Source organism: uncultured Caldilinea sp. (assembly GCF_937128415.1).
Classification (GTDB): Bacteria; Chloroflexota; Anaerolineae; order Caldilineales; family Caldilineaceae; genus Caldilinea.
The window spans coordinates 35975-61870 of the sequence record NZ_CAKZMJ010000108.1; the positions used below are offsets into that span (position 1 = coordinate 35975).

Sequence of the window (25896 nt, forward strand, 5' to 3'; positions counted from 1 at the left end):
ACTTTTCATGGCTCAGACGACGTACTCGCAAACACCCTACACTTCATCGGTTTCTGCAACGACTTCGGGGACGGCGCAACAGCCGACGCACCGTCACCGCTACCGGGACAACGTCTATTTCCAGGATGGTTACTGGCTCACCGCAACCTTGACCGGCTTGTTGTATTTCATTCTGGCCGTGGCGCTGGATGCAGCGGGGCACGTCGCTTCGATGGCCGTGGTGATCCCGGTGACGGCGGGGGCTTTTGTGCTGGGGCTCTTGATGTCTTTCAGCCGCTTCGACGGCTTCTTCGCCCTGTCTCACAGCATGTTTGTGGGGCTGGCCTGGATTCTTTATTCGATGGCAGGGATGGTCCCGGCCCGAGAAATTGCGCCGTTTCTCGACAACGGCCACATCAGCGAGCTGCAAGCGCGCGTATACTTTGTGCTTCTGCGCCTGCTCGACTGGGTGGACGCAGCGATCAATCGCTCCGCCAGCGCCGACAACTACGTTTTCATCTTTGAGATTTGTTTTCTGGTCTGGTGGCTGACCTATCTCGGCGTCTGGTCGATCTTTCGCTATGGCTATACGTGGCGCGCCGTTACGCCGGCCGGCGTCGTGCTGCTCATCAACACCTACTATGCACCGCGCTCCACGCTCGGTTTTCTGGTGGCGTTTCTGCTGATCGCGCTGGTGTTGCTGGTGCGCACCAATCTTTCGGAGCAACAGCTCCGCTGGCGCGAACAACGCATCTATTTCCAGCCCGACATTGTCTGGGATTTTCTGCGCAATGGGCTTCTCTTTGCCATTGCGGTGGTGATGGCGGCCTGGCTGTTGCCCGGCCTGGGGCGCAATCCGCAGGTGCGCGCGCTGTTGGAGCCGGTCAACACAACCTGGGAATCCACCGCCGAGAATGTGCAACGGCTGTATCAGGGGTTGAATCGCCAGCCGGCGCAAGTTTTTTCCAACTTTGGCGACACGCTTACCCTGGGTGGTGAGCGCAACGTCACCGACACGCCGGTCTTCCAGGCGCAGGCGACGCGCGCACGCTACTGGCGCGCCGTCGTCTTCGACACCTATGAAGACGGTCGCTGGTTGAACACGGCTGAAGAGACGCGACGCTTCAGCGCAGGCGAAATTGCGCCCATTGCCAGCTGGCGTGCGCGCACCGCCATCAGCCAGACGATCACCTTGTTGGCGCCGGTGGGCACGATTCTGTTCGGCATGCCCGAAGTCGCCCAGTCCACGCTGCAGTTCGAGGCGCAGTTCCGCCCTCAGGCCGGCGCAGTCGCCATTGCGGCCGCGCAAGCGCCCCCCGACGCGCCCGCGCTCGAATTCACCATGATCCACGCCACCCGCGAGCTGGACCGCGGCGACCGCTATGTGATGGTCAGCGCCGCCGCCGACGTCACCGTGCGCGACCTGCAAAACGCAGGCCAGAATTACCCACCCGAAATCGTCGAGCGCTTTCTGCAGGTGCCCGAAAATTTCTCCCCGGCCGTGACGCAGCTCGCTCAACAGTTGACTGTCGGGCTGACGACGCCCTACGACAAGGCGAAGGCGATTGAAAGCTATTTGCGCACGATCGACTACAACGACGCCATCGCCGCGCCGCCTCCAGGCCGCGATCCAATCGAATACTTTCTGTTCGATATTCGGGAAGGCTATTGCGACTATTACGCCACGGCGATGGCGATGATGCTGCGCGTCGTGGGCGTCCCTGCGCGCACGGCGAGCGGCTACGCCGAAGGAACATTCGACGAAGAGAGCGGCCTCTATTTTGTCACCGAGCGCGACGCCCACACCTGGGTGGAAGTCTTTTTCCCTGAATTCGGGTGGATCGAATTCGAGCCGACGGCGGCGGAAAGCCCACTGGAGCGCCCCCCGGGAGAGGATCCCGTCGAAATCACCGCCGCCAATCAGGCGCCGACGCCCACGCCGGCGCCGCGCGAGCCTGGCGCGGCGCCCACGCCGCCGATGTTGGACGATCCGGCGCTGCCTCCTCCGTTCACCGGGGAAGAGCTGCTCGATATGCAGTCTTCCGCCGGAGACGCCTCCGGCTCCAGATGGTGGTTGGTGCTGCTGGCGTTGGCGATCGTGACGCCGATCGGCGTCTTCCTGATCTGGCGCGCCCGCAGCAGCGGCCCGACGACATTCACGGCGGATCTGCCTTTGCAAGTGTACGAACGCCTGGAACGCTGGTCGCAACGCATCGGGATGCCCATCGGCGCGAGTCAGACGCCCTACGAACACGCAAGGTCGCTCAGCCGCGCCTTGCCGGAGGCGGAGCCGCTCGTGTACAGCGTGACCGAATCATACGTGCGGTATCGCTTTGGCGGCGCTCCACCCTCGCCGGACGCGCAAAAGCAAGTGAACGGCGAACCGGCTCTCTGGCGCACCTGGAGACAGCTCGAAGCCCTCTTCTGGCGGGCGTGGGGCCGCGCCTGGAAGCAACGGCTTCTGCGGCGAACTCCTAACCGCTCGCGCTGATTTCTTGAGGCGAAAAAAGTTTCTTAAGGCGAAACCTCTTGAGGCGAAACAAGTTCAAAGACACCCTCCTGACGCTCGTTACAGGTTCGGCGTCAGGAGGACGATCTGGGTTTCTTCGGGCAACGCGCTTTTCGTCAGCTTGAGCGTTTCGATCGGCTCGACGCTCGCCGCGCCGAATTCTTTCAGAAACTTATCCACCTCCTCCAGCGTGCGCAGCAAGGATTCATTCAGTCCAGGGTGGCGATAATGCATGGGGATCACCAGGCGCGGCTCCAGGAGGCCCACCAGCTCTACGGCCCGCGCCGGGTCCAGCGTCTCGCCGCCGCCGACAGGCACCATCAACACATCGACTTCCCCGATGTTCAGCTCCTCGATCTCCGATTGCGCCGGCACTTCACCGATGTCGCCCAGATGGCCGACGGTCAAATCGCCGAACTCAAAGAAAAACGCCACGTTGCGCTCCAGCGGATGTTTGTCGCTGCGGCGGTGGTAGGTCGTCAGGCCGGTGATAAAGACGTTCTTGACTTCGTACTCGCCGGGCCCGGTCAACACCTTGGGCTCGCCGAGCACGCGGTCGACGGCGTTGTGTCCGGGACGGTCATGGCTGATGGTGACGATGTCGGCGCGCATTTTGGGCAAGACCGGGCCAACCGATCGGTCGTAGGGGTCGCAAATCACGGTCACGCCGCCTTCTCTGATGCGAAAACAGGAAAGTCCATACCAGGTGATATCCATGCGAATCGACTCCGATAAGAAGAAGAATGTGTCGAATCCATCTTTTCAAGCAGTTCAGCGGATCGGAACATCCGTTCAATTCACTATACATTACCCTTTGAGCACCTTCCAAACCATCAGGAGCGAAGGCTTTAGATCACAGCCTCAGCGACGGCAAGGCGATTCGCTTTATCAATGGTGTCTTTGCCAGTGGTGTCCAATGGTATGATGAATCTAAAAATAGATTGCAGCAATTAGGATGTCGGATATGACGGATATAACAACGGGAATTCATTCAAAAGACATCGACCTGGTCATCGCCGTCGCCCGCGGCGCAGGCGATCTGGCGCGCAGAATGTACGCAAACGGGCAGGCGACCGTTCGCCAAAAATCCAGCGCAATCGACCTGGTGACGGCCGCCGACGTCGCCGCCGAAAATTTTGTGCGCGAAGCCTTGGAGCGTCTCTACCCGGGCGTGGCGCTGTGGGGGGAGGAAAGCAATCAGCCGCCCGCGCAGGAAGAGTTCTGGCTGCTCGATCCGATCGATGGGACGACCAACTTCGCCCACAACGTCGGTTATTGCGCTGTGAACATCGCCCTGCAACAGGGCGTGCGGACGCTGTTGGCGGTCACCTATCACATCGGCGAAGATTGCGCCTTTTACGCAGTGCACGGCGGCGGCGCCTATCAACGGTTCGCTTCTGGAAGCGAGCGACGGCTGCAGACCAGCGCAAGAGACTCGCTGCAGCAGGCGCTGTTGATCACCGGCTTCCCCTACCATCGCGCCGAGTCGATCGACAACAACGGCGCCGAATTCGCCTACTTTATGCCCAGGACGGCCTGTGTGCGCAACTTCGGCTCGGCGGCGCTCGACCTGGCGCAGGTGGCGATGGGCGCCGCCGACGGCTACTGGGAAGCGTGGCTGAATCCATGGGACCTGGCGGCGGGCGCCTTGCTCGTGCGCGAGGCCGGGGGGACGGTGACGACGTACGAAGGGGCGGAATGGACGATCTACGACAACCACATCGTCGCCAGCAACGGCTCGCCCGCGCTGCACGCTGCGCTTCTGGAGGGAATTCGCATAGCCAGAGCTTCTTTGACAGAGACGCGGCTCGCCGTCTTCGGAGAGCGAACTGCGACAGGATAAATGCAGGATAAACAATCAGGTCGTTTTTGACACTAAGACAAACCACCGAGGCGCGAAGACACCAAGGGGTGAAGACAAGATGAGCGACCACGCCGTTTTTGACCGTTTGACCCGGCTTTACCCCTCCCTGGCCGAAATGACGCCCGACGCCCAGCGGCTGATGCGCGAATCCTTACAGCGAATTGCAGCCCCGGCCAATCATGTCCTTTTCGATCTCGATTCGCCCTGCTCGGCTTTCATATTGCTGGATACAGGGTCGATTCGGGTGGTGAAGCCGGCGCTCTCCGGGCGTGAAATTCTGCTCTATCGGCTGGAGCCAGGCGATTCATGCGTCTTGACGGCAAGCTGCCTGCTGGGGCGCACCAACTATCCGGCGCGCGGCGTGGCGGAGACCGATCTGGCGGCGTATATGCTGCCGCAGCCGGTGTTCCATCGCCTGATGGACGCTTCGGCGCCGTTTCGTGCGTTGGTCTTTCACCACTTCGCCGACCGCATCGCCGACCTGATGCAGCTGGTCGAGGAGGTTGCCTTTGGTCAGGTGGATCAGCGGCTGGCGGCGTATCTGGCCGAACGCGCCCCGCTGCTGCAGGCGACGCATCAGCAGATCGCCGACGAGCTGGGCACGGTGCGCGAGGTGATCAGTCGAAGGCTCAAACAGTTTGAGCAGCTTGGCCTCGTGCAACTGGCGCGCGGCCAGGTGCGAATTTACGATCCAGCGCGCCTGCAACAGATGGCCGCCCCCCTGCGTGACTCCGGTCACTGACAATCTGACCGAACTTTGCTATGTTTTTTATATGGTGCAGTTAACCTATCTCCCAGGAAACTTCAATGTCCCTGGAGGATGAAGGTTTGACGACTGCTGGTCCGTAAGATTGAAGGTGCAGAGAAGGCATCTTTCATGGAAAGGAGGTCTGTATGATCAAGGTCAATCAGGCGAACTGGGAACGCATTGCTCGCGTGGTGTTGGGAATCGTGATGTTGGCGCTCGGCTGGGGCGGCTTTGTGCCGGGCGTCTGGGGCGTGGTGTTGCAGTGGCTCGGCTTCGTTCCGCTGCTCACCGGCCTGATCGGCTGGTGCCCGCTCTACGCTCTGTTCCGGTTCAGCACGAAGTCGACGTGAGCAGCCACTGCAGCGGAGGTTGCACAGGGGAGGCGTTTCGGAGAGAAACGCCTCCCCTTTCCATTGCATCCAGCAGTGGACGAGACGTCAAACCAGAAGAAAGTCCAGGCGATAAAGAAGGAACATGACGATGCATCTTGAGGAGTTCCGAGAGCGCTTGCAGGAGAGCCGACGCCCCGTCGTGGTTGACGTTTGGGCGCCGTGGTGTGGCCCCTGCCGCACCTTAAGCCCGCGCCTCGAGAAGGTCGCCGAGTCGTTCACAGGGCAGGTCGATCTGTGGAAGCTCAACGCAGATGAAGCGCCCGAGCTCACGCGCGAACTCGGCGTCATGGGCATCCCCACGCTGATCTTTTATCGCAACGGCGTCGAAATCACCCGGCGCATAGGCGTGCAGTCGCAAGAGGAGCTCTCTCGCCTCTTTGTAATGCTTCTAGACGAGCGAGCGCCGATGCCTTCAAGCCAAATGTCGGACGCCACGCGCTGGCTGCGATTGCTCAGCGGCCTGGCGCTTTGGACGATCGCCGGCTTCAGCGGTTGGTCGCCGGTCTTGTTGATCGTAGGAGCCATCCTCCTCTTCAGCGCCGTCTACGACCGCTGCCCTCTCTGGCAGGCGCTGAGGCGACGCCTGCGCTGAACGTCGAAATCCCGGTCGGCGCCCCCGCCGGAGAGAGGCCGGGATTGGGACTCATCTTGGATTCCTGCTATACTTTCCCCGTTATCCTCTGAACAACGGTCAGGAAAGGACAGCGAGATGAGCGACATCAAATTCGGCACCGATGGGTGGCGCGGGCGCATTGCGGATGACTACACCTACGCAAATGTGCGCCGCGTTGCGCAAGGATTTGCAAGCTACCTGAAAACGACCGGCAGAGAAGGTCCGGTGGTCGTCGGCCATGACCGACGCTTCTCGGCGGAGCACTTCGCCGCTGCGGCCAGCGAAGTGCTGGCCGGCAACGGCTTTTCGGTGCTGTTGACGCCAGGGCCGACCCCCACGCCGGTGATCAGTTTCAGCGTCAGAGCGAACGGCGCCATCGGCGCCGTGAACATCACCGCCAGCCACAACCCGCCGGAGGACTGCGGCTTTAAGGTGCGCGATCACAACGGCGGCGCCATCGACCCTGACGGACTGAAGGCGATCGAGGCGCTGATCCCCGACGCTCAAGATACGGCCGCCATTCGGCGGATTCCCTTCGAGAAGGCGCTCGCCGATGGAAAGATCGCCTATTTCGATCCCAAGCCCCCTTATTTCGCCCATCTGCGCAACCTGATTGAGGTCGAACCGATTCGGAACGCCGGGCTGAAGATCGTCGTCGACAACATGTGGGGCAACGGCGCCGGCTGGCTCAGCGAGATTCTGGGCGGCGGCCGCACCGAGGTGATCGAGGTTCACGCCGAACGCAATCCGATCTTTCCCGAAATGAGTCGCCCCGAGCCGATCCCACCGAACGTGGACGCCGGCCTCGCCGTCGCCCGCTCCGTAGGCGCCGATTGCGTCTGCATCCTCGACGGCGACGCCGACCGCTGCGGCTTTGGAGACGAACGCGGGGCGTTCGTCGATCAGTTGCGCGTGTACGCGCTGCTGGCCTACTATCTGCTGGAAGTGCGCGGCCTGCGCGGGCCGATCGTCAAGACGCTCAGCACGACGTCGATGCTGGACAAATTGGGCAAGCTCTACGACGTTCCCGTCATCAACACGGGCGTCGGCTTCAAATATGTGGCGCCGGCGATGCTCAAACACGACGCCCTGATCGGCGGAGAAGAGAGCGGCGGCTACGCGTTCCGTGGGCACCTGCCGGAGCGCGACGGCATTCTCTCCAACCTTTACCTGCTTGATTTCATGGTGCGCACGGGCAAAAAACCTACGGAACTGATCCAGATGGTCTTCGAGAAAGTAGGCGCCCACTACTACGATCGCATCGATATCCGCCTGACGGACAATGCCATGAAGGAAGAGGCGCGCCGCCGCCTCGCCGCCGTCGACGTCTCCACGCTCACCCTTGGCGGCCATCGCGTCACCGAGCTGATCACGCTGGATGGATACAAATTTGTGATGGAAGACGGGGGATGGCTCCTGATTCGCTTCTCCGGAACAGAACCCCTGTTGCGCATTTACACAGAGACGACAGACCCTCAGGCAGTGCGGGCGATCCTGGCGGATGGCCGCAAACTGGTCGGCGTTTGAGCGCTTTGCAACGCAGCGGAGGTGAGCCCCGTCGCCCACCTCCGTTTTTTCCATTTCCGCTTTTTCCATTCAGGAAAACGGAAACTCGGTGCGTCCTGAAAAAACTGGTATACTGAAAAAACTATGTGCAATCAGACCTACTTTTCTAGTGAATTATCTGTGATAAAATGAACAAACGAAAATGCATAAAAGATGATCAATGTTTGAAGAAGGTTTCTGTCGTTCATGCGAGTAGAGCGCCCCTTGCGGCTTGTCGATAGCCATTGCCATCTCGATCTGCCACAGTTTGACGGCGATCGTGAGGAGGTGGTGACGCGGGCGAACGAAAAAGGCGTTGGACTCATCATAAACCCGGGCATCGACCTGGATGGCTGTCGTCGCGCGCTGACGCTCGCCGAACAATTCGCAGAGTTGTACGTGGCGGTCGGCGTCCATCCCAACAGCGCAGACTCCTTTGACGCCGACGCGCTTTCATCGCTGGCGGAGATGGCGAAACACCCCAAGGTGGTGGCCATCGGCGAAATCGGGCTGGATTTCCACTGGAAAACATCGGCGCCTGAAACACAACGACGCGTCTTTGCTCAGCAACTGGAACTGGCGGCGGAGCTGGGCCTGCCTGTCATCATCCATAGCCGCGAAGCTGACCCGGAGATTCGGGAAATGGTGAGCGAGTGGATCGCCGGCAGTTTGTTCCGGCGCTCCCCGCTGGCGCAACGCCCCTTCGCCGGCGTGTTGCATGCATTTCACGGCGATCTAGCGCTGGCGGAGGAGGCCTATCGTTGGAACTTCGTGCTCGGCCTCGGCGGGCCGGTGACGTTTCGCAATGCGCGCTCCTTGCGCGCGTTGGCGCCCCAGCTGCGCCTGGATCGCCTGTTGCTCGAAACCGACGCACCCTATCTGGCGCCGCATCCGTTGCGCGGCAAACGCAACGAACCGGCCTACGTAACGTTGGTGTGCGAAGAATTGGCGCATCTTTTGGCGCGGACGCCGGAAGAAGTCGCCATGCAGACGACCGCCACAGCGCTTCGCTTCTTTGGTTTGGAGGATCGATTTGGTTTGGAGGATCGATTCGGTGTTGATTTCTCAACTCACGTCACCGCCGTCCATTCCTGACATGGCCATGGACCCATCGGCGTCGTACGAGGCTGTTGAAACGATTCCGCAACGCAACGATGCTCCGCCGGACGTCAACGCGTTGTTTGCGCCGATCCGCCCTGGATTGCGACAGGTGGAGGCCAAATTGCGCGCGGTCGATTCCACACTCTTTGCGCCATTGGCCGAAGCGTTTCTCACGCTCATCGGCAGCGGAGGCAAGCGACTGCGTCCGGCATTGGCGTTGTTGTCGGCGGAATTCAACGGCCCCATGCAGGGCGGCCCGCGCCATCACGTCGTGATTGCGTTGGCGGCTTCCGTGGAAATGTTGCACACGGCGACGCTGGTGCATGACGACGTCATCGATGGGGCGTTGTTGCGCCGCGGCGCGCCGACGCTCAACGCGCGCTGGAGTGGGGTCTCCACGGTATTGGCCGGCAACTATCTCTTCGGCACCGCCGCTCACTTTTCCGCCGAAACCGGCGATATGCGCGTCATTCGGCTGTTCAGCGACACGCTGCGCACCATCGTCGACGGCGAACTGCGCCAGCTCAAAGACCGCTACAACTTCTTGCAGCCGCGTGAAAACTATTATCAGCGTATCTACGCAAAGACCGCCAGCCTCTTCTGCGCAGCCACGCAGGGAGCGGCGATCCTTTCCCGGCTGCCCGAAGAGCGCATCGACGACCTTCACCAGTTCGGCTACAACTTCGGCATGGCGTTTCAAATCATCGACGACATTCTTGATTTTATCGGCGACAACGCCACCTTGGGCAAGCCGGCGGGCAGCGATCTGCACCAGGGCACCCTCACCCTGCCCTTTTTTCACTATCTTCAGCAACACCCAGCGCCGGAGAGCGTGCTGGCGACGCTGGAGGAGGCGCAGCGCGAGGCCGACAACGGCAACCCGACCGTTTGGGACGAGACTGTCGCTGCGCTCGTGCGCGATCTACGCAACAGCGCTGCCATTGAAGCCGCGCGCGAGGAGGCGCGCCGCTTTTTGAACCGCGCCGTGGACAACCTCTCCGCCTTGCCCGACAACGTCTATCGAAGCTCGCTTCTGGGGCTGTGCGAATTCGTCGAAAAACGCACCTACTGATCCGCATCACTGCAGACGTCGCCCTCTCTTCGGCTTGTCGCCTGCGCTCTTACACGGGACCGTAAGTTGTCCTCCCTTCTGAAATACGCCTGCTTTCTGCATCGCAGCCTTCCCGATTGCATGCGCAACGGTTAGTTGACGGCAAGCCCATATCTACGTACCATGAAGTTGCTGCCATGGAGGCAGTCACATCCTCTCGGTGGAGGGGACGCTTGAATCCACCGGACAATGCATGCAGTAAAGGCGCGACGATGCAACATCAATCGATTGCAGAAGAGATCATTCAGGTGGCGCGCTTGATGTTCGATCGCCGTCTGACCGACATCGCAGGCGGCAACATCAGCGCGCGCGCGGGAGACAAGATATATATCACGCCGCGCTACGCGGGCAGCAGGCAACACTGGCAGCTTGCGCCCGCCGACATCCTTTGCGCTTCGATCGACGGCGACGAGCTCCTGCAACATCCGCGCTGCTCTCGCGAGAGCAGGATGCATCTGGCCATATATCGTCATTATCCAGACGTTGGCGCCGTGATTCATGCACATCCTTTCCATGTGCTTCCCTTCTGCGTCGCCGGTCGAGCGATCGAGCCGGTGCTGGAAGGCACGCAAAAATTTGGGGTGACGCCGGTCGCGCCCTTTGCGCCGGCGCACAGTGAGGCGCTGGCGCAGCACGTTGTGGAAAAATTGCACGGCCGCGAGGCCATCATTCGCAAACAGGCGGCCGCCGTGCTGCTCGCCAAACATGGGATCGTCGTCGCCGGCCTTGACCTGCTGGCGGCGGTCGACGCTTTGGAGCGCATCGACTGGAACGCTTGGTGCATTCTCAGCCAGAGCCTGTTGCCCGCCGCCCCGTTGACCTACTCGACGACGCCATCATGATCTTGACGCTCACCGCCAACGCCGCCCTGGACCGGGTCATCTTCATCGACGAGTTCGTTCCGACCACCACCATGCGCGCCCCTCGTTTCATCGAGTGTGCAGGGGGCAAGGGCTTCGACGTTTCCGTGGCCCTGCGCGGGCTTCGGCTTGAAACGACGGCTGTTGGCTTTGTCGGCGGCTACTACGGCAAACTCCTCGTCCATGTGCTGCAGAATTACGGAATCAACGTCGATCCGATCTGGCTGCCGGGCGAGACGCGGCTGGCGAACGTGATCGTGGAGACCGCGCGCGCTCGACACAGTCACGTCATGATCGGCTCGCTGCCGGTCACCGCCGCCGACGTCGAAACGATGCTGGCGCGCCTGCGCTTCCACCTGCCCGCAGCCACGTGGGTGGTCGCCGCCGGTTCGTTGCCGCCCGGCATGCCGCCGTCGTTCTATCGTCTGGTCACCGAAATCGCCCATGCAGAAGGCAGACCTGTTTTGATCGACGCCACGGGCGCAGCGCTGCTCGAGGCGTTGGCGGCGCAGCCAGAAGTGGCCAAAATGAACCATGACGAGTTTATCAGCACGTTCGGGTTGAGCGGCGGCGAGTTCTCCGCCATCGTCGCTGCGGCGCGGACGACGCAGCAAACCTATCGCCTGCCTGCCCTTGTGCTCACCTGTGGCCGCGAAGGGGTGCTCGCATTCACCGACGAAGGCGTTCTGCAGGCGCAGGCGCCGGTGCAGCGCGCCGTCAACGCCGCCGGGGCCGGCGACGCAGCCTCCGCAGCCATCGTATGGCGACGCTCCCTGGGCGACTCCTGGGCGGATACGCTGCGCTGGGCGGCGGCCGTCAGCGCCGCTTCGGTGTTGACGGAATGCACGGCCGAGGTGCGCTACACCGACGTCGAGCATTTGCTGGCGGATGTGCGGGTGACACCCTGGACATAAGCGCTTCCCATGAATGCACGACCTTTGTTCTCTCAAGCAGGCCGATTGGCCTTTTGCCTTGCACTGCTCCTGGCGCTGTTCGCATTCTCCGCCTGTGAACGACGCCCGACGGCGACCACCTTTGTCTTTCCCACGCCGACGCCGACGCCCTTCGGGTATCTGACGGGCTCACCCATGCCAGGAGGCGTGTGGACGCGAGCGATCGCCGCCAATCCCACGAGTCTCAACCCGATCCTGGCCGCCGACAGCGCCAGCGTGGCCATCCATGCCATGCTCTATCCGTCCCTCGTTCGCCCGGATCCGCTCACCGGCCAACCCGGTGCGGCTGGCGCCATGGCGGAGCGCTGGGAAGTCTCGGAGGCAGGTCGCTTGTGGACCTTCTATCTGCGCCCCGGCGTCACCTGGAGCGACGGCGAAGCCGTGGACGCCAATGATTTCCGATTCACTTACGAAGCGATACGCGCGATCGGCGCCGATTCTCCTTACATTCGCCTGGCCGAACCGATCGAGGCGATCGAGATTGTCAATCCGCTCACCGTGCGCGTGCGCCTGCGCGAGCCGCGCTGCGATGCGCTCTCGCTGCTGCGCGTCGCATGGCTTCCCAGCCACCGCTTCGCCGAAGATTTCAGCGACGTGGCCACCAGCTTTTTCAACCAGTCGCCCGACGTCAGCGCAGGCCCTTTCATCTTTCAAAGTTATATTCCGAACGACAGCGTTGTGCTGCGGCGCAACGCTCGCTACTGGCAGGGCGCGCCATCCATGGAGCGCATGGTTTTTCGCATTCTGCCCGACGCGGACGAGCGTCTGAGACTCCTGCTTGCAGGGACCATCGATGAGACGGCCCTGACGCCGGATCAGTTGCTGAACCTGTTGGACGCTCCACAGATCAAAGTTGCGAGCGGCCCCGTGGACGCCTACGATTTTCTCGCCATCAACCTGGCCAATCCGGCGGCGCCTCAGCGAGGGGTGAGAGAAGATGGAGCGCTTCTTTTCCAGGATCCCCATCCGGTGTTGAGCGACCGCTTGGTGCGCGAGGCGATGTATCACGCCATCGATGTGCGCGGCATCGTCGCCGCCATTTACCTGGATCAGGCCTATCCTCTGGCGGCTAATGTGCTGCCTATTGTTCCCTGGGCCTTCGATCCAACGCTCGAACCCGCTCCATACAGCCCCGACACGGCGCGGGCGATCCTGGAGAACAACGGCTGGGTCGATTTAAATCGGGATGGCGTGCGCGAGAAAGGCATCCGAACGCTGCGATTGAACCTGATCTTTGTCGAGGACAATCCGTACTATCAACGGATCGCTCAGACGGTGCGCGACCAGCTCAACGCGGTGGGTTTCGACATTCGTTTGCAGCCGATGCGAGCATCCAATTTCACCCGAGAATTGCTCGGCCAGCGTTTCGACCTGGCGTTGAGCGGATGGAAAGATATCGGAATCGATCCAGATGACCATGAGCTATGGATGGCGGAAATGGACCGGCCGGGGAGCGGCTTCAATTTTGTGAGTTATCAGAACCCTCGACTCGAGACGCTTCTGCAGCAGGGACTGACTACGCCTGGCTGCCAGCCGCAGGATCGGGCGCCCATCTATCGCGAAATCCAACAGATCTTGCACAACGATTTGCCTTACGTCTTCCTCGCCGGAATTGTTCAGAACATCGGCTATAGCAGCCGTTGGGCCGGGATCGAGCCCGGCCCCTGGGATTTTTATCACAATGTGCACGTCTGGCATCGTCTGTCCTGAGCGGATGTGACCATGAGCGATCAACCCAAGTCTTCAAGCCGGGAACTCTCCGGCGCCGTCGAAGCCGCGGAAGTGGGGACGCTGCCGCAGCCGGCGGCCGAACAGTTCGATCGAGACTGGCTCGGCGCCCTCTTTCGGCCCGCTTTGGTGATCATCATGGTCAGCAGCATGAACGTGGCGATCCTGGCCTTCCTGCGCCAGTATGCACCCGAAATGGCGGCGAGCGTACGCTGGACCATCGTCGGCATGGGGGTGCTGGCGGCGATCATCGGCTCCACGACGACGACCTGGCTGGCATTGCCTGCGCAACGGCTGCGCCGTTCTTCAGGGTACCGGGCGGCGGAGATTTTTCTGCTGGTCGCTCTGGCGCGATTTGCACTTTGGCTGGCGGCGGGAACGTTGCCTGGGCCTCTCCTCCTTCTCAACGATCCTTCGGCTGCCTTGTTGGACGGAGTTTTCCTGTTCGCACTGGTCACCATCCTTTTCACCTGGTACGCCGCCATCGATTTCACCGACGACCTGACTCGAATGGCGCTGCAACCCGATGAACTCTGGCTCAATCGGCGCGCCAATGTTCGCTTCGCCGATTCTGCGCGACCGGCGCCGACGGGGCGCGCCGCCATTCTGCGCGGTTTTGTCGCGCGTTGGGTGGCCTGGGGCATCGGTTTGATTCTCCTCGTCTCGACCTTGCGTCTCGGCGTCACCCGCCCTGGCTTCTGGAGCCTGACGCGGCTGGACATCGATCCGTTGGCGATCGGGGCGATCCTGATCTATTTCTTAAGCGGACTTTTGTTGATCAGTCAGGGGCAGCTCGCCGTGCTGCGGGCGCACTGGACGATCGATCGCGTGCCGACCATGCCTTCCATCGTCCGCAACTGGCCTATCTACACCGCGTTGGTCATCGCTTTCTTTGCAGTGGCGGCCGCCTTCCTGCCGTTGGGCGACACCTATCTCCTCTCGATCATCTTGGGAGCCATTCTCAACGTGCTCTTTGCACTGGTTTATCTGCTCTATCGACTCTTGATGGCGGCCATTTTCCTGTTGCTTTCCCTGCTGCCTTTCGCCGGCCAACGCCCGGAAGAGGCGACGTCGCCTCCTCCCGCTGAGACCATCCTGAGGGAGCCGCCGGAAATGCTGGTGATCCCTCCCTGGGTGGGCGGCGCATTTTTCTGGCTCTCCGTCTTGATTCTGCTGGGCTACGCAGCCCGCATCTATTTCAGCGACAAGCAGATCTCCCTGGCCTGGCTGCGGCGATTCTGGACGCGACTGCTTGAGCGCTGGCTGAGGCTTGTTGACGCCGCAGCGCGATGGCGCTCGCAGAACTTCGCCCCAGACGTGGACGAAGAACGGGTCCCTGCCCACTGGTCAACGTTTCTGCGACGGTTGACGCTCTGGCGGCTGCTCACGCCGGAACAGCGCGTGCGGTTCCTCTATTTTCGTTTGCTGGAACATGGGGCGGCGCAGGGAGTGGCGCGGCGCGCCGCAGAAACGCCAAGCCATTATGCGGTGCGCCTGGAAAGCGCTCTCGACGCCTCTGCGGAAACAAGGGCAGACATCGACGCCCTGACGGATGCATTCATTCAAGTGCGCTACGCAGGCGGAGCCATGAAGCCGGACGACGTCGATGCGCTGCGCCAAAGCTGGAAACGCTTACGTAAGACGCTGCCTGCAAAAGCGGTTGAATAACTCCCTCTTCGCAATTGCCTTGACGCCACTTTACGAGGCTGATATAATCAGGTTAGCAATGATTCACCACTGGGGATGGATTCCTGCCGAAGGTTTCATCGTGGACATATTGAACCTACGCTGGAAAGCATGCCCCCTGCAAACTAACACTTAAGGCGAGGTCGTATTAGATGTCCGAGGCAGAGAGCAAGGGTAGCGCGCCGAATAGCGAGGAACAAAAGTCGTCTGATTTGCAGTTGTTTGAGCAGTATCTCAGTGAAGGCATTGATCTGGATATGCCAGGGCGCGGCGACCTGCGCGAAGGCGTCATTGTTGAAATCCGCCCCACCGAGCTGCTGGTCAATATCGGCAGCAAGCGAGATGGCGTGGTGCCGCAGTCGGATCTGGCCAGGCTTGACCCCGAATTTGTCAAGAGCCTGCGCGAAGGCCAGACGATCGACGTTGTGATCGCAAAACAGCCTGAGGAAGACAGCGTTTTCTTGCTCAGCATTGCAGACGCCCAACAAAAACGCGACTGGCTGATCGCAGAACAGCTGCTCGAAAGCGGTGAGATCACCACGCGCAAAGTCGTCGGTTACAACAAGGGAGGGCTCACCGTCGAATTCAACCATATCCGCGGCTTTGTGCCGGCCTCGCATCTGGTGGACATGCCTCGCAACCTGACCGAAGAGCAACGTCGCGCCGAATTCGAGAGTCGCATCGGCGAAGAAATGCGCCTGAAGGTGATCGAGGTCGATCCCAAGCGTCGGCGGCTGGTTATGTCGCAAATGTTGGCGGAACGCGAGTATCGTTCCGCTCAGCGGGAGGAGCTTTTCAAGACGCTTGCGGTGGGCGATGTGATTGAAGGCGTGGTGCGCAGCATTCGTCCGTTCGGCGCCTTTGTGGATATCGGCGGCGTCGACGGCCTCTTGCACGTCAGCGAGATCGGATATGGCAATATCAATCACCCGCGCGAGGCGATCTCCGTGGGCCAGAAGATTCAAGTGCAAGTGATCCGCATCGATCCCGAAACGCAACGCGTGGCGCTGAGCCGACGAAAGTTGCTGCCCAATCCGTGGGACGGCATCGAGGAGCGCTATCCGGTCGGCGCCATCGTTCCGGCCACCATCACGCGCATCTCCGATTTCGGCGCCTTCGCCGAGCTGGAGCCGGGCGTCGAGGGCTTGATTCACATCAGCGAGCTGGCGGATATCGCCGTGGCGGAACCGCTGAAGACGGTGAAACCGGGCGACCGGGTGATGGTGAAGGTTCTGCGCGTCGACCCCAAGCGACAGCGCGTGGGGCTGAGCATCCGACAGGCAAATGAAGGCGGCGCTCCTGAAGCCTGATTTGCTGAGAGCTCCTGTTCCGTCCGGACATATGTGGCAAAAGAGCGAGGTTCTGGAACGAATCTCGCTCTTTTTTGTCATAATGCACCTCTTGGTTTGGCCGCCTTTCGGACTTCCACTATAATGAATGATGTTGTGCAATGCAGGAATAGTTTGCTTGAAAGGCTTATTTGAAAGAAATGTCTGACGAAAGGGGGTGAATGGAGAGATGAGTGTAGAGCTTCGTCCAGGTGAATCCCAGGAAGGGCTGCTCAAACGCTTCCGCAAAGCGGTGGCTGAGGCGCGCATTTTGCCCATCGTCAGACAGAAACGCTGGTTCACATCCAAGAGCGAAATCCGTCGCATCAAGCGGCAAAAAGCGATTCGCAAGGCTCAACGGTTGAATCGTTCTTAAGGAAACTCATGCCAGAAGAAACAATCACCCTCGACGGTAAAATTGTCGATGCGCTGCCGAACGCCATGTTCAAGGTTGAACTTGAAAATGGCCACACCGTGCTTGCCTATTTATCGGGCAAAATGCGCAAGTATTATATTCGTGTCCTGTTAGGGGATCGCGTTAAGGTCGAGTTGAGTCCCTATGATCTGACGCGAGGGCGCATCACGTATCGATACCGCAATTGATTGGGAATTGATTGGGCAAATTGCAGGGCGTTGAAAAGGGGCTGACTTTTATCAGCCCCTTTTTCTTTTGCCGACCGCTTAGAATTTCCCCATCCCCATCACAGCAGCTGCTGCTCTTTGAGTCTTCGATAGGCGTCGATGGCGCGTTGGGCGAACTGTTGCTCCGCCTCGAAGCTCAATCGCTGCACGGCTTCTTCCATCGGGGTCCAGACAGGAGCAAATTGCGCTTCATCCTTGCGATTTCGAGGAGTTGTGCGTTCGCTGAGAAGTCGCATCAAAAAATAGCGCTCCGTGCGAACGAAGTCGTCTCCCTGAAAGGTGAACTTGACCACCTGACTTCCGAGATCGGCGATGATTTCGAGGTCAGCGTATCCGCTTTCCTCTCGGGTCTCTCGCAGTGCGGTCTCTTCCGGCGTCTCGCCTGGATCGACGTGGCCTTTGGGGAGGCGCACCTCGCGGCGCGCCGGTCTGTCGAGCAGGAGCATGCGGCCGCAATCGTCGATGATTACGCCGCCGGCGGATTCATATTGTTTGAGCGCCATCTCGCACCACTTCCCATTGCACCGATTCGGTGGGTTGTTTAACCAACACAAAGAGTTGAGCCGCCAGCTCGCTGCCTAACACCTGCCTCACTCGCTCTTCGTCGCCGTTCATTCCATGCACCTCAATCGTCACCGGCCCGTTGAAGGGCGCCGCTTCGATGAATGTCACGATGCGCCCTGGCTCCAACTTCAATTGAGAAAGATAGCGCAACACGCGGGCGTCGGTGTTGCCGATGCGCCGCAGGACGGCCTCCTGGCCCGGCTGCAGGTCGGTGAGCGGCGTCAGCGGCTCGTCCGGCATGGCGCCGTCTTTGCGAGGAATCGGATCGCCGTGGGGACAGTGCGTCGGATACCCACACAGTTCATCCATCCGATCTTCAAACGCCGAGCTGATGGCGTGTTGCAGGCGGTGCGCCTCGGCGTCGACCTGATCCCAGGTGTACCCCATGACTTTGACCAGAAAGACCTCCAGCAAGCGATGCCTTCGGATCAATTGCAGCGCCGCCAGCTCTCCCTGTTCGGTCAGGGTGATCCCCTCGCTGTTTGAGCGATCGACAAAGCCCGATTCTTCCAGTCGTTTGAGCATGCTGGAGACTGCAGCCGGCGAAACGTGCATTTTTTCCGCCAACGCCGAGGTTGTCACTTTATCGGAGGCGCGCCCGCGTCGCCCCCCCAGTTTGTAAATGGCAGCCAGATATTCCAGCATGCCATCGGTTGTCAGTCCACAGAATGTTCGCATTGAATTTTTCTCATGTTGCTCAGAATTATTCTGGGTGGATTATATGATTTGGAAGCAACGTTTGTCAATCTGGGCGTCTCTTGCCGCAAATGATCGAAGGGATCGGTGCTTTGCGGCCACGCTAAAGCGGCCATACCCATGGGACCACAGTCAACCCGATCCCCATAACGATTAAGAGCAGGGGCAGGCCAACCCGCGCATAGTCGCCCCAGGTGTACCCGCCGGGGATGTACACCAATGCATTGGTTGGCGAAGCGATCGGTGTGAGCAGCGCCGCCGACGCGCCGACCGCCACCATCATCAGGAGGGGCTGCGGCGCAACGCCCAGGCTGAGCGCCGCGTTGTAGGCGATCGGCGCCACCAGCACCGTAGTCGCCGTGTTGCTCATCACCTGACTAAAGCCGGCGGTCAGGAGAAAGACTCCCGCCATCAACGCCAGCGGCCCCTGCTGCCCTAGCGTCGTCACCAGCGCATCGGCGACGAGCTGTGTGCCGCCTGTAACCTGCAGCGCCGTGCTCATGGGCAGCATGGCGGCAATCAGCACCACAGTCTGCCATTGAATGGAGCGGTACATCGCCGAAATGGGCAAACAGCCGGCCAGCGCCATCGCCATGGCTGCGAGCAGCACGGCCATCACCGTGGACACGGCGCTCGTCGCCATGAGGAGGATCATCCCGGCCAAGCTCGCCAGCGCAGTCAGCGACCGGGGGCTGAGCGCCACGACCTGGCGAGCCAGCGACTCTGGCTCGCCCACGACGACGTATCCCTGGCCTGCCCTCGCCAGAGCATTGATGTTGCTCCAGCGTCCGCGCACCAGCAGGCTGTCGCCGACGTGGAGCGTGTCGCGGGTGCGCGAGAGCAACTCGTCGCCGCGCCGCATTGCCAGGACCTGCACGCCGAAGCGACCGGCGAATTGAGCGCGCGCCAGGGTGCGGTTCTGATCCTCGCAGCGGGGCGCCACCAACACCTCCGCCACGCCGACGTCTTGCGAGAGTAGAAGATTCGCCAATTCCTCATCTTCGACGTCCAGCGGCAGCTTTTCCAGGTCGAACGCCTCCATGGCGCGTTGAACCGCATCCGGCTCCCCATCGAGCACCAGGATGTCGTTTTCATGCAGGACCGTCTCCGGGCCAGGCGTTTCTCTGGGAGCGCGTTGAATCCGTTCCAATTGGGCGCGCAGCCGGCTTGCCTCCCCTGGCTCCCTATGGTCCGCCAGCGGGACGTGGTCTGGCTGCACCACAACCACCGATACGCCGAAATCCCGGCCCAGCGCCGCTTCGCGCAGCGTCTTGCCGACCAGCGGCGAGCCCGGGCGCACCCGCACCCGATGCAGCTGTTCGGCGAGTCGATACTCCTCGACGAGGCGTGAGACGAGCTGAACGACATCGACAGGGCGCTCCTCGCTGGGGCGATCGCGCAGCAGCCGAAACCCGAAGAAAGCCATGAAGAGAATGGCCGCCGTCACCTGAGGGACGCCGATCCAGGCGAACTCGAAAAAGCTGAAAGGCCGTGCTCCTTGGGTCGCCAGCGCGTCGGTCACTACAATGTTGGGCGGGGTGCCGATCAGGGTCAGCAGACCGCCCAGGTTGGCGGCGATGGCGATCGGCAGCAGAAAACGCGAAGGCGCCATGTGAAGCCTCCAGGCGGCCGCCGTCACCGCCGGCAGCAGCACCGCCACGGTGCCTGTGTTGCTGAGCACGCTCGAAAGCAACGCCGTGCCCGCCATCGCGATCACCAACAGGCGCATCGGGCTGCCGCCTGCCTGCGCCATCAGATGTTGCCCAAGCCAGGCGGTGACGCCCGTTCGCGACAATCCCTCGCCTACTACAAACAGCGCGGCGATCATCACGGTCGTCGAATCGGCGAAGCCGGCCAGGGCCTGCTGGGTGGTGAGCACGCCGCCGAGGTAGAGCGCCAGCATTGAAAGCAAGGCGACCAGGTCGGCGCGCAATTTGGAAAAGACAAACAGCAAGATGGTGACGGCCAGGACGGCGAAGGTGAAGAGCATGAGAGGATCTCCGCCAGGTTCAGTCTGGAGAGGGATGCAGTTTGTCGAGTTGCAGACGAAATTGTTGAAAGAGCGCCGTCAACGACGCAAAGGAGTAGTGAGCGTTAAGTCCGCTGGGGTTGGGCAGCACCCATACGGGGACGTCGGCTAGCGTCTCCGCCTGTGGCCCGACCTGCGCCTTGGGTCGCCGGAAGGCGGTGCGATAGGCGGTGACGCCCAGGACGGCGACGCTTCGAGGCCGAAAACGCTGCACGACCTGAAAGAGCCGCTCCCCGCCGGCGATCAACTCTTCGGCACGAAGCTCGGCGGCTGTGGCGGTGGCGCGGTTGACGAAGTTGGTGACGCCGCAGCCGTACTCGAGCAGCAGATGTTGCTCAGAGGGCTTCAAAAGGCGTGGGGTGAAACCGGCTGCGTACAAAACCGGCCAGAAACGGTTGCCCGGCCGCGCAAAATGATAGCCCGTCCAACCGGAGTAGAGACCCGGGTTGATGCCCACGAAAAGCACGCGCAGCCCCGGCGCGATGACATCTTCAACGCCGCGGTTGTGGGCGACGATCAGGTCTTCCGCAGCGGGTTTCTTCGCAAAAGTCATGCCTTCAGTATATCATGCGCAGACGCACCTTCCCATCGCCTGTCAGGTGAATAGGAAATGTTTGCCGATGTGTTCCAGAAAGCCCAGCGGACGGCAATCCGTAAATGGGAGAATCCGTATCTAGGAATCCGTAGGCGCTGCTCGCAGCAGCGCTTCCCAGAATTTTCATCTGTGACTCGTCTCGGCGGACAGAGGAGCGCCTTCTTGAGGGCGCGCTTGTCGTTCGACGCAGGGGTGTGTACAATGTCTCGCTGGAGAACATTCGCCTGTTCGGTCTCTGCACCGGAGCAATCCAGGCGGCTACATTCTCGAACTCGTCGCATCACCATCTCATTCTCACCAGCAGGAGCAACCGATGAGCCAGCAGACCAAATTCATCTTGTCCGAGCGCGATATTCCCGAAAAGTGGTACAACATCGTCGCCGACATGCCGAACAAACCCTTGCCGCCGCTGCATCCGGCCACGCACCAACCGATCGGGCCGGCCGATCTGGCGCCGCTCTTCCCGATGGAGCTGATCAAACAGGAGGTGACGACCGAAACGTGGGTCGAAATTCCCGAAGAGGTGCGCGAGGTGTACAAGCTGTGGCGCCCGACTCCGCTCTATCGCGCCCGTCGCCTGGAAAAAGCGCTCGACACACCGGCCAAAATTTATTACAAATATGAAGGCGTCAGCCCCGCCGGCTCCCACAAGCCCAACACCGCCGTGCCCCAGGCCTATTACAACATGAAAGAGGGCGTCAAGCGCATCACCACCGAAACCGGCGCCGGCCAGTGGGGCAGCGCGCTCGCCTTCGCCTGCAACCTGTTCGGCGTCGGCTGCGAGATTTACATGGTGCGCGTTTCCTACGAGCAGAAGCCCTATCGCAAGATCATGATGAACACCTGGGGCGCCGAGGTGTACGCTTCCCCCTCTAACCGCACCAACGCAGGGCGCCAGATTTTGGCGCAGGACCCCGATTCGCCCGGCAGCCTGGGCATCGCCATCTCCGAGGCGGTGGAGGTGGCCGCCACCAACGAAGACGCCAAATATTCGTTGGGCAGCGTGCTCAACCACGTGTTGATGCATCAGACGGTGATCGGCCAGGAAGCGATCAAGCAGCTCGAGATGGCGGGCGACTTCCCCGACATCGTCATTGCGCCCTTCGGCGGCGGCTCCAACTTCGCCGGCATCTCCTTCCCCTTCCTGCGCTATAAGCTGACCGAAGGCAAACCGGTGCGCGCCATCGCTGTGGAGCCGACCTCCTGCCCCAAGCTCACGCGCGGGGTCTTCCGCTATGATTTCGGAGACACCGTCGGCATGACGCCCTTGCTGCCGATGTACACGCTGGGGCACACCTTTGTGCCGGCGAAGATTCACGCCGGCGGACTGCGGTACCATGGCGCCGGCGTGATCGTGAGCCAGCTGCTCAAAGACGGCGTCATCGAAGCGTCCGCCATCGACCAGATCGAAACCTTCGAGGCGGGCGTGCTCTTCGCCAGGACGGAAGGGATCATCCCGGCGCCGGAGGCGAACCACGGCATCGCTCAGGTGATCCGCGAGGCGAAGCGCGCCAAAGAAGAAGGGGTCTCGAAGACGATCCTCTTCAACCTGTGCGGCCATGGTCACTTCGACCTTGCTGCGTATGAAGCATATTTTGAAGGTCGTCTGCAGAAGCATGAAATGAGCCAGGAAGAGATCGAGGCGGCCATTGCCATGATCGACACGCCTCCGATCCCGGCGTAACGATCCACCCGACCGTCATATACGAAGCGACCTATGCTGACCGAAACTCAGGTGAAGGCCGTTCTTCCGCTCGCCCTGGAAGGAGTCGATCTCCCCTTCCTCGGCGAGCGGACGCGCGGCAAGGTGCGCGATATTTACCGCTTTCAGGATGAGCGCTGCGGCGAGCGTCTGATCCTGGTGACGACCGACCGCCTCTCGGCATTCGACCGCATCCTGGGGTTGATCCCCTACAAAGGCCAGGTGTTGACGCAACTTTCCGCCTGGTGGTTTGCGCAGACGCAGGACATCATCGCCAATCACCTGATTGCCCTGCCGGACCCCAACGTGACCGTCGCGCGCGTCTGTGAGCCGCTGCCGGTGGAGGTGATTGTGCGCGGGTACATCACCGGCGTAACCTCCACTGCGCTGTGGTATCAATACAGCCTCGGCGCGCGCACGATTTACGGCATCGACTTCCCGGACGGCCTGCGCAAAAATGATCCCCTGCCCGAGCCGATCATCACGCCGACGACGAAGGCGCGCGACGGCGGCCACGATGAACGCATCACCAGCGCCGAGGTGGTGGAGAAGGGATTGGTCGCCGCCGACGTCTGGGAGCAGGTCTCCCGGGCTGCGCTGGCGCTGTTCAAGCGCGGCCAGGAGCTGGCGCGCCGCGGGGGGCTGATTCTCGTGGACACCAAATATGAATTTGGGCTGGCCGCCGACGGCTCGGTGATGCTGATCGACGAAATCCACACGCCGGACTCCAGCCGTTTCTGGATCGCCGACACTTACGCAGAGCGGATCGCTGCCGGGCAGGAGCCGGACAACTTCGACAAGGAGTTCATTCGTTTGCACTATGCGGCGCATGGGTATCGTGGAGAAGGCGAGCCTTTCCCATTGCCCGCCGAGCTGGCGTTGCAGGCGGCGCTGCGTTACATTCGTACATATGAACTGCTGACCGGCGCTCCCTTTGAGCCGGCCGCATACCCTGCCGGCCCACGCATCGAGGCCAATCTACGGCGCTGGCTTAAAAACCCATGTTGAGCTTCAAAATCCTCTCGATAATTTTTGACTTTCGGGAGGAAAATGGCTATACTAAAGTTGTCAGTGCCCCCATGGTGGAATTGGTATACACAGCAGGTTGAGGGCCTGTGCCCATTAGGGCATCTCCGTTCGAGTCGGAGTGGGGGCACCACAAATAAGTCGGTCTCGCTGCGAGACCGACTTTTATTTTTCACAGAGCTCCACCGCCAGCGCCGTCGCCCCGCCGACGCCGTGACACAGGGTCGCCAGCCCGCGCGGCTTGCCGTGCGCGCGCAGCGCATGCACCAGCGTGACAAGGATGCGCGCCCCCGACGCCCCGATGGGATGCCCCAGTGCGATGGCGCCGCCATGCACGTTCATCTTCTCATAGGGAATCTCCAGGAGGCGGCGCAGCAGGACATTGTTCAGCGCAAAGGCCTCATTGTTCTCGATCAGGTCGAAGCTGTCGAGGCTGGCGTCGAGCTTGCGCAGCAGCTTGCGGATCGCTGGCGCAGGCCCTTCTACGAAGCGCCAGGAGTCCACGCCCGCCCACGCGCCGCCCAGGATTCTGGCGATCGGCTTAAGGTCATAGCGCTGGACTGCGCGGGGGCTCGCCAGCACCAGGGCCGCTGCGCCGTCGGAAATTTGGCTGGAGTTGCCGGCGGTCAGCACGCCTTCTCTGGCAAAGGCGGGGCGCAGTGCAGCCAGGGTCTCCATCGTGGTGTCGCTGCGAATGCCTTCGTCCTCGGCGAAAAGCACGGTGCGTTTGCGCTCCTGGATCGCATAAGGAGCAATTTCGTCGGCGAACTTGCCGCTTGCCCTCGCTTCGGCCGCACGGGCGTGCGACAGACAGGCGACTTCATCCAACTCTGCGCGCGTGACGCCGTGCACGGCGCAGAGGCGTTCGGTCTCCTCCCCCATCAGCTCGCCTGTCAGCGGGTCGGTGAGGCCGTCGACCAGCATGGCGTCCTGCAGGCGTTCGACATTGTCGCCGATCAGGAGTTTGTAGCCCCAGCGGGCGCGCGCGCTGAGCACAAAGCCTGCCTGCGACATGGACTCGACGCCGCCCACGAGCACCAGGTCGGCGTCGCCGGCGCGGATGGCAGCGTCGCCGTTCATCACGCTCATCATCCCCGACGAGCAAAGCATATCGACGGCGTAGCCGTCCACCTCGGCAGGGATGCCCGCCTTGAACGCCGCATGTCTTGGCACAAGCTGTCCGTGCCCATGTTTGAGGATATTGCCGAAAATATAGAGGTCGAGATCGGCGGCGTCGATGGCGGCGCGGTCGATCGCCGCCTTCATGACGTGGGCGCACAGATCGACCGGAGAAACATCCTTGAGCGCCCCGCCGAATTTTCCAATCGCAGTGCGCACGGCGGAGACGATGTAGGTCTCAGACATCTGGCTGCTCCTTTGCAGTGATCAACGGCGGTCGGCGGCGTCGGCGCAACCTGCGGTGAAGCTGCGCCGACGCCCATCGACAAGACGCTACCCGACTCCATCACCGATTGGGGTCATAGAAGTAGAACCACTTGGTGTTGAGGTGGTCGATGAAGCCGTCCTGGAGCATGGTTTCGATGGCGGCGTCGATGGGTGCGACGAGGTCGGAGCCTTTGGGATAGATGAAACCGAACTCCTCGGACTTGATGGCGTCGCCCACGATTTTGAGTTTTTCCGGGTTGGCGCCGATGTAGCCGCGTCCGCTGGCGGCGTCGACCAGCACCATGTCGACGTCTCCGGCGATGAGGGCCTGGACGGATGCGCCGAAGGTCTCGAAGAGCTTGATGCGGGGGTTGGCCTCATCGCCGTCCAGGATGTCGTAGACGGCGGTGTAAAAGCCCGTGGTGCCGGGCTGTGCGCCGATCAGCAGGTCGGGGTTGGCGGCGAACTCCTCCGGCGTCGTGAAGCGATCCTCCTCGACGCGCACCAGCATGAACTGCTGGGAGGTCATGTAGGGGCGGCTGAAGTCCACCTGCTGCGCCCGCTCCGCCGTGATGGTGATGCCGTCCATGCCGATGTCGAACTGCCCGGCGCTGATCGCCGCAATCATCGCATCCCACGAGACGTTGTTCCACTCCACCACGCAGTTGAGCCGCGCACAAATCTCGTGCATCGCATCATACTCCCAGCCCACGGCGTGACCGGTCTTGGGATCGATCAGCTGCAACGGCGTGTAATCGTTCGCCACGGCTGCGCGCACAACCCGGCCACCCAGGTTCGGCAGGCGATCGTAGATGTCTTCGCCGTTGGGATCGGTCAGG

24 protein-coding genes are annotated in these 25896 nt (G+C 61.4%); 17 read left to right on the plus strand and 7 right to left on the minus strand.

The genetic code is table 11. The features are described from left to right. Window positions 1–7: 7 nt before the first annotated feature. Window positions 8–2470 (plus strand): transglutaminaseTgpA domain-containing protein, encoded by a 2463-nt coding sequence (locus Q0367_RS20220; protein WP_297640043.1) that lies wholly within the window; start codon window positions 8–10, stop codon window positions 2468–2470. Window positions 2471–2548: 78 nt separating this feature from the next. Here the strand turns inward: Q0367_RS20220 and Q0367_RS20225 are convergent, their stop codons facing one another. Beyond that, the gene (locus Q0367_RS20225; RefSeq protein WP_297640044.1) at window positions 2549–3205 is read right to left on the minus strand and encodes an MBL fold metallo-hydrolase; all 657 of its coding nucleotides are present in this window, start codon (window positions 3203–3205) and stop codon (window positions 2549–2551) included. Between the two features lie 247 nt (window positions 3206–3452). Here Q0367_RS20225 and Q0367_RS20230 point away from each other — a divergent pair, with 247 nt between their 5' ends. The 14 genes from Q0367_RS20230 (at window position 3453) to infA (ending at window position 17020) form a co-directional block, all read left to right on the plus strand. Next, complete coding sequence (locus Q0367_RS20230) at window positions 3453–4331, plus strand: inositol monophosphatase family protein (RefSeq protein ID WP_297640045.1); 879 nt, start codon at window positions 3453–3455, stop codon at window positions 4329–4331. Window positions 4332–4410: 79 nt separating this feature from the next. Continuing rightward, window positions 4411–5094 (plus strand): Crp/Fnr family transcriptional regulator, encoded by a 684-nt coding sequence (locus tag Q0367_RS20235; protein WP_297640046.1) that lies wholly within the window; start codon window positions 4411–4413, stop codon window positions 5092–5094. A 152-nt stretch (window positions 5095–5246) separates the two neighbouring features. Continuing rightward, the gene (locus Q0367_RS20240) at window positions 5247–5450 is read left to right on the plus strand and encodes a DUF2892 domain-containing protein (RefSeq protein WP_297640047.1); all 204 of its coding nucleotides are present in this window, start codon (window positions 5247–5249) and stop codon (window positions 5448–5450) included. Window positions 5451–5574: 124 nt separating this feature from the next. Next, window positions 5575–6084, plus strand: a complete 510-nt coding sequence (gene trxA, locus Q0367_RS20245) for a thioredoxin (protein ID WP_297640048.1) — start codon at window positions 5575–5577, stop codon at window positions 6082–6084. A gap of 117 nt (window positions 6085–6201) precedes the next feature. Continuing rightward, window positions 6202–7632 carry a phosphoglucomutase/phosphomannomutase family protein gene (locus Q0367_RS20250; RefSeq protein ID WP_297640049.1) on the plus strand — a complete coding sequence of 477 codons (1431 nt, stop codon included), beginning with the start codon at window positions 6202–6204 and terminating at the stop codon, window positions 7630–7632. A gap of 225 nt (window positions 7633–7857) precedes the next feature. Then, window positions 7858–8745, plus strand: coding sequence for a TatD family hydrolase (locus Q0367_RS20255; RefSeq protein WP_297640050.1), 888 nt, complete (start codon window positions 7858–7860; stop codon window positions 8743–8745). Continuing rightward, a complete protein-coding gene (locus Q0367_RS20260) occupies window positions 8705–9823 on the plus strand; it encodes a polyprenyl synthetase family protein (RefSeq protein WP_297640051.1) in 1119 nt (372 codons plus the stop codon). Before Q0367_RS20255 ends, Q0367_RS20260 begins: the two co-directional genes overlap by 41 nt. 251 nt (window positions 9824–10074) lie before the next feature. Then, a complete protein-coding gene (locus Q0367_RS20265; RefSeq protein WP_297640052.1) occupies window positions 10075–10704 on the plus strand; it encodes a class II aldolase/adducin family protein in 630 nt (209 codons plus the stop codon). Further along, window positions 10641–11636 carry a 1-phosphofructokinase family hexose kinase gene (locus Q0367_RS20270; RefSeq protein ID WP_297640053.1) on the plus strand — a complete coding sequence of 332 codons (996 nt, stop codon included), beginning with the start codon at window positions 10641–10643 and terminating at the stop codon, window positions 11634–11636. The genes Q0367_RS20265 and Q0367_RS20270 overlap by 64 nt, the downstream gene beginning before the upstream one ends. Before the next feature lie 9 nt (window positions 11637–11645). Further along, complete coding sequence (locus Q0367_RS20275; protein WP_297640054.1) at window positions 11646–13385, plus strand: ABC transporter substrate-binding protein; 1740 nt, start codon at window positions 11646–11648, stop codon at window positions 13383–13385. 12 nt (window positions 13386–13397) lie between these two features. Next, the gene (locus Q0367_RS20280) at window positions 13398–15071 is read left to right on the plus strand and encodes a DUF4129 domain-containing protein (protein WP_297640055.1); all 1674 of its coding nucleotides are present in this window, start codon (window positions 13398–13400) and stop codon (window positions 15069–15071) included. 275 nt (window positions 15072–15346) lie between these two features. Then, entirely contained in the window at window positions 15347–16399 is a 1053-nt protein-coding gene (locus Q0367_RS20285) for a 30S ribosomal protein S1 (protein ID WP_297640056.1), read from the plus strand. A gap of 208 nt (window positions 16400–16607) precedes the next feature. Then, window positions 16608–16793 (plus strand): 30S ribosomal protein S21, encoded by a 186-nt coding sequence (rpsU, locus tag Q0367_RS20290; RefSeq protein WP_162495862.1) that lies wholly within the window; start codon window positions 16608–16610, stop codon window positions 16791–16793. 8 nt (window positions 16794–16801) lie between these two features. Beyond that, entirely contained in the window at window positions 16802–17020 is a 219-nt protein-coding gene (gene infA / locus Q0367_RS20295; RefSeq protein ID WP_014435206.1) for a translation initiation factor IF-1, read from the plus strand. A gap of 98 nt (window positions 17021–17118) precedes the next feature. Here the strand turns inward: infA and Q0367_RS20300 are convergent, their stop codons facing one another. From Q0367_RS20300 to mug, 4 genes are all read right to left on the minus strand, one after another. Beyond that, on the minus strand, window positions 17119–17562 hold the full coding sequence (locus Q0367_RS20300; RefSeq protein ID WP_297640057.1) for an NUDIX hydrolase: 444 nt from the start codon (window positions 17560–17562) through the stop codon (window positions 17119–17121). Then, complete coding sequence (locus Q0367_RS20305) at window positions 17543–18301, minus strand: metal-dependent transcriptional regulator (protein WP_297640058.1); 759 nt, start codon at window positions 18299–18301, stop codon at window positions 17543–17545. Before Q0367_RS20305 ends, Q0367_RS20300 begins: the two co-directional genes overlap by 20 nt. A 121-nt stretch (window positions 18302–18422) precedes the next feature. Continuing rightward, on the minus strand, window positions 18423–20309 hold the full coding sequence (locus Q0367_RS20310; RefSeq protein ID WP_297640059.1) for an SLC13 family permease: 1887 nt from the start codon (window positions 20307–20309) through the stop codon (window positions 18423–18425). Window positions 20310–20328: 19 nt separating this feature from the next. Beyond that, complete coding sequence (gene mug, locus Q0367_RS20315) at window positions 20329–20901, minus strand: G/U mismatch-specific DNA glycosylase (protein ID WP_297640060.1); 573 nt, start codon at window positions 20899–20901, stop codon at window positions 20329–20331. Between the two features lie 355 nt (window positions 20902–21256). Here mug and Q0367_RS20320 point away from each other — a divergent pair, with 355 nt between their 5' ends. Then, entirely contained in the window at window positions 21257–22627 is a 1371-nt protein-coding gene (locus Q0367_RS20320) for a TrpB-like pyridoxal phosphate-dependent enzyme (RefSeq protein WP_297640061.1), read from the plus strand. A 33-nt stretch (window positions 22628–22660) separates the two neighbouring features. Continuing rightward, entirely contained in the window at window positions 22661–23653 is a 993-nt protein-coding gene (locus Q0367_RS20325; RefSeq protein ID WP_297640062.1) for a phosphoribosylaminoimidazolesuccinocarboxamide synthase, read from the plus strand. Window positions 23654–23836: 183 nt separating this feature from the next. On the opposite strand, the gene Q0367_RS20330 is transcribed toward Q0367_RS20325, so the two are convergent. Then, complete coding sequence (locus Q0367_RS20330; protein ID WP_297640063.1) at window positions 23837–25036, minus strand: thiolase family protein; 1200 nt, start codon at window positions 25034–25036, stop codon at window positions 23837–23839. 100 nt (window positions 25037–25136) lie between these two features. After that, a complete protein-coding gene (locus Q0367_RS21160; protein WP_363325899.1) occupies window positions 25137–25895 on the minus strand; it encodes a transporter substrate-binding domain-containing protein in 759 nt (252 codons plus the stop codon). Window position 25896 lies beyond the last annotated feature (1 nt).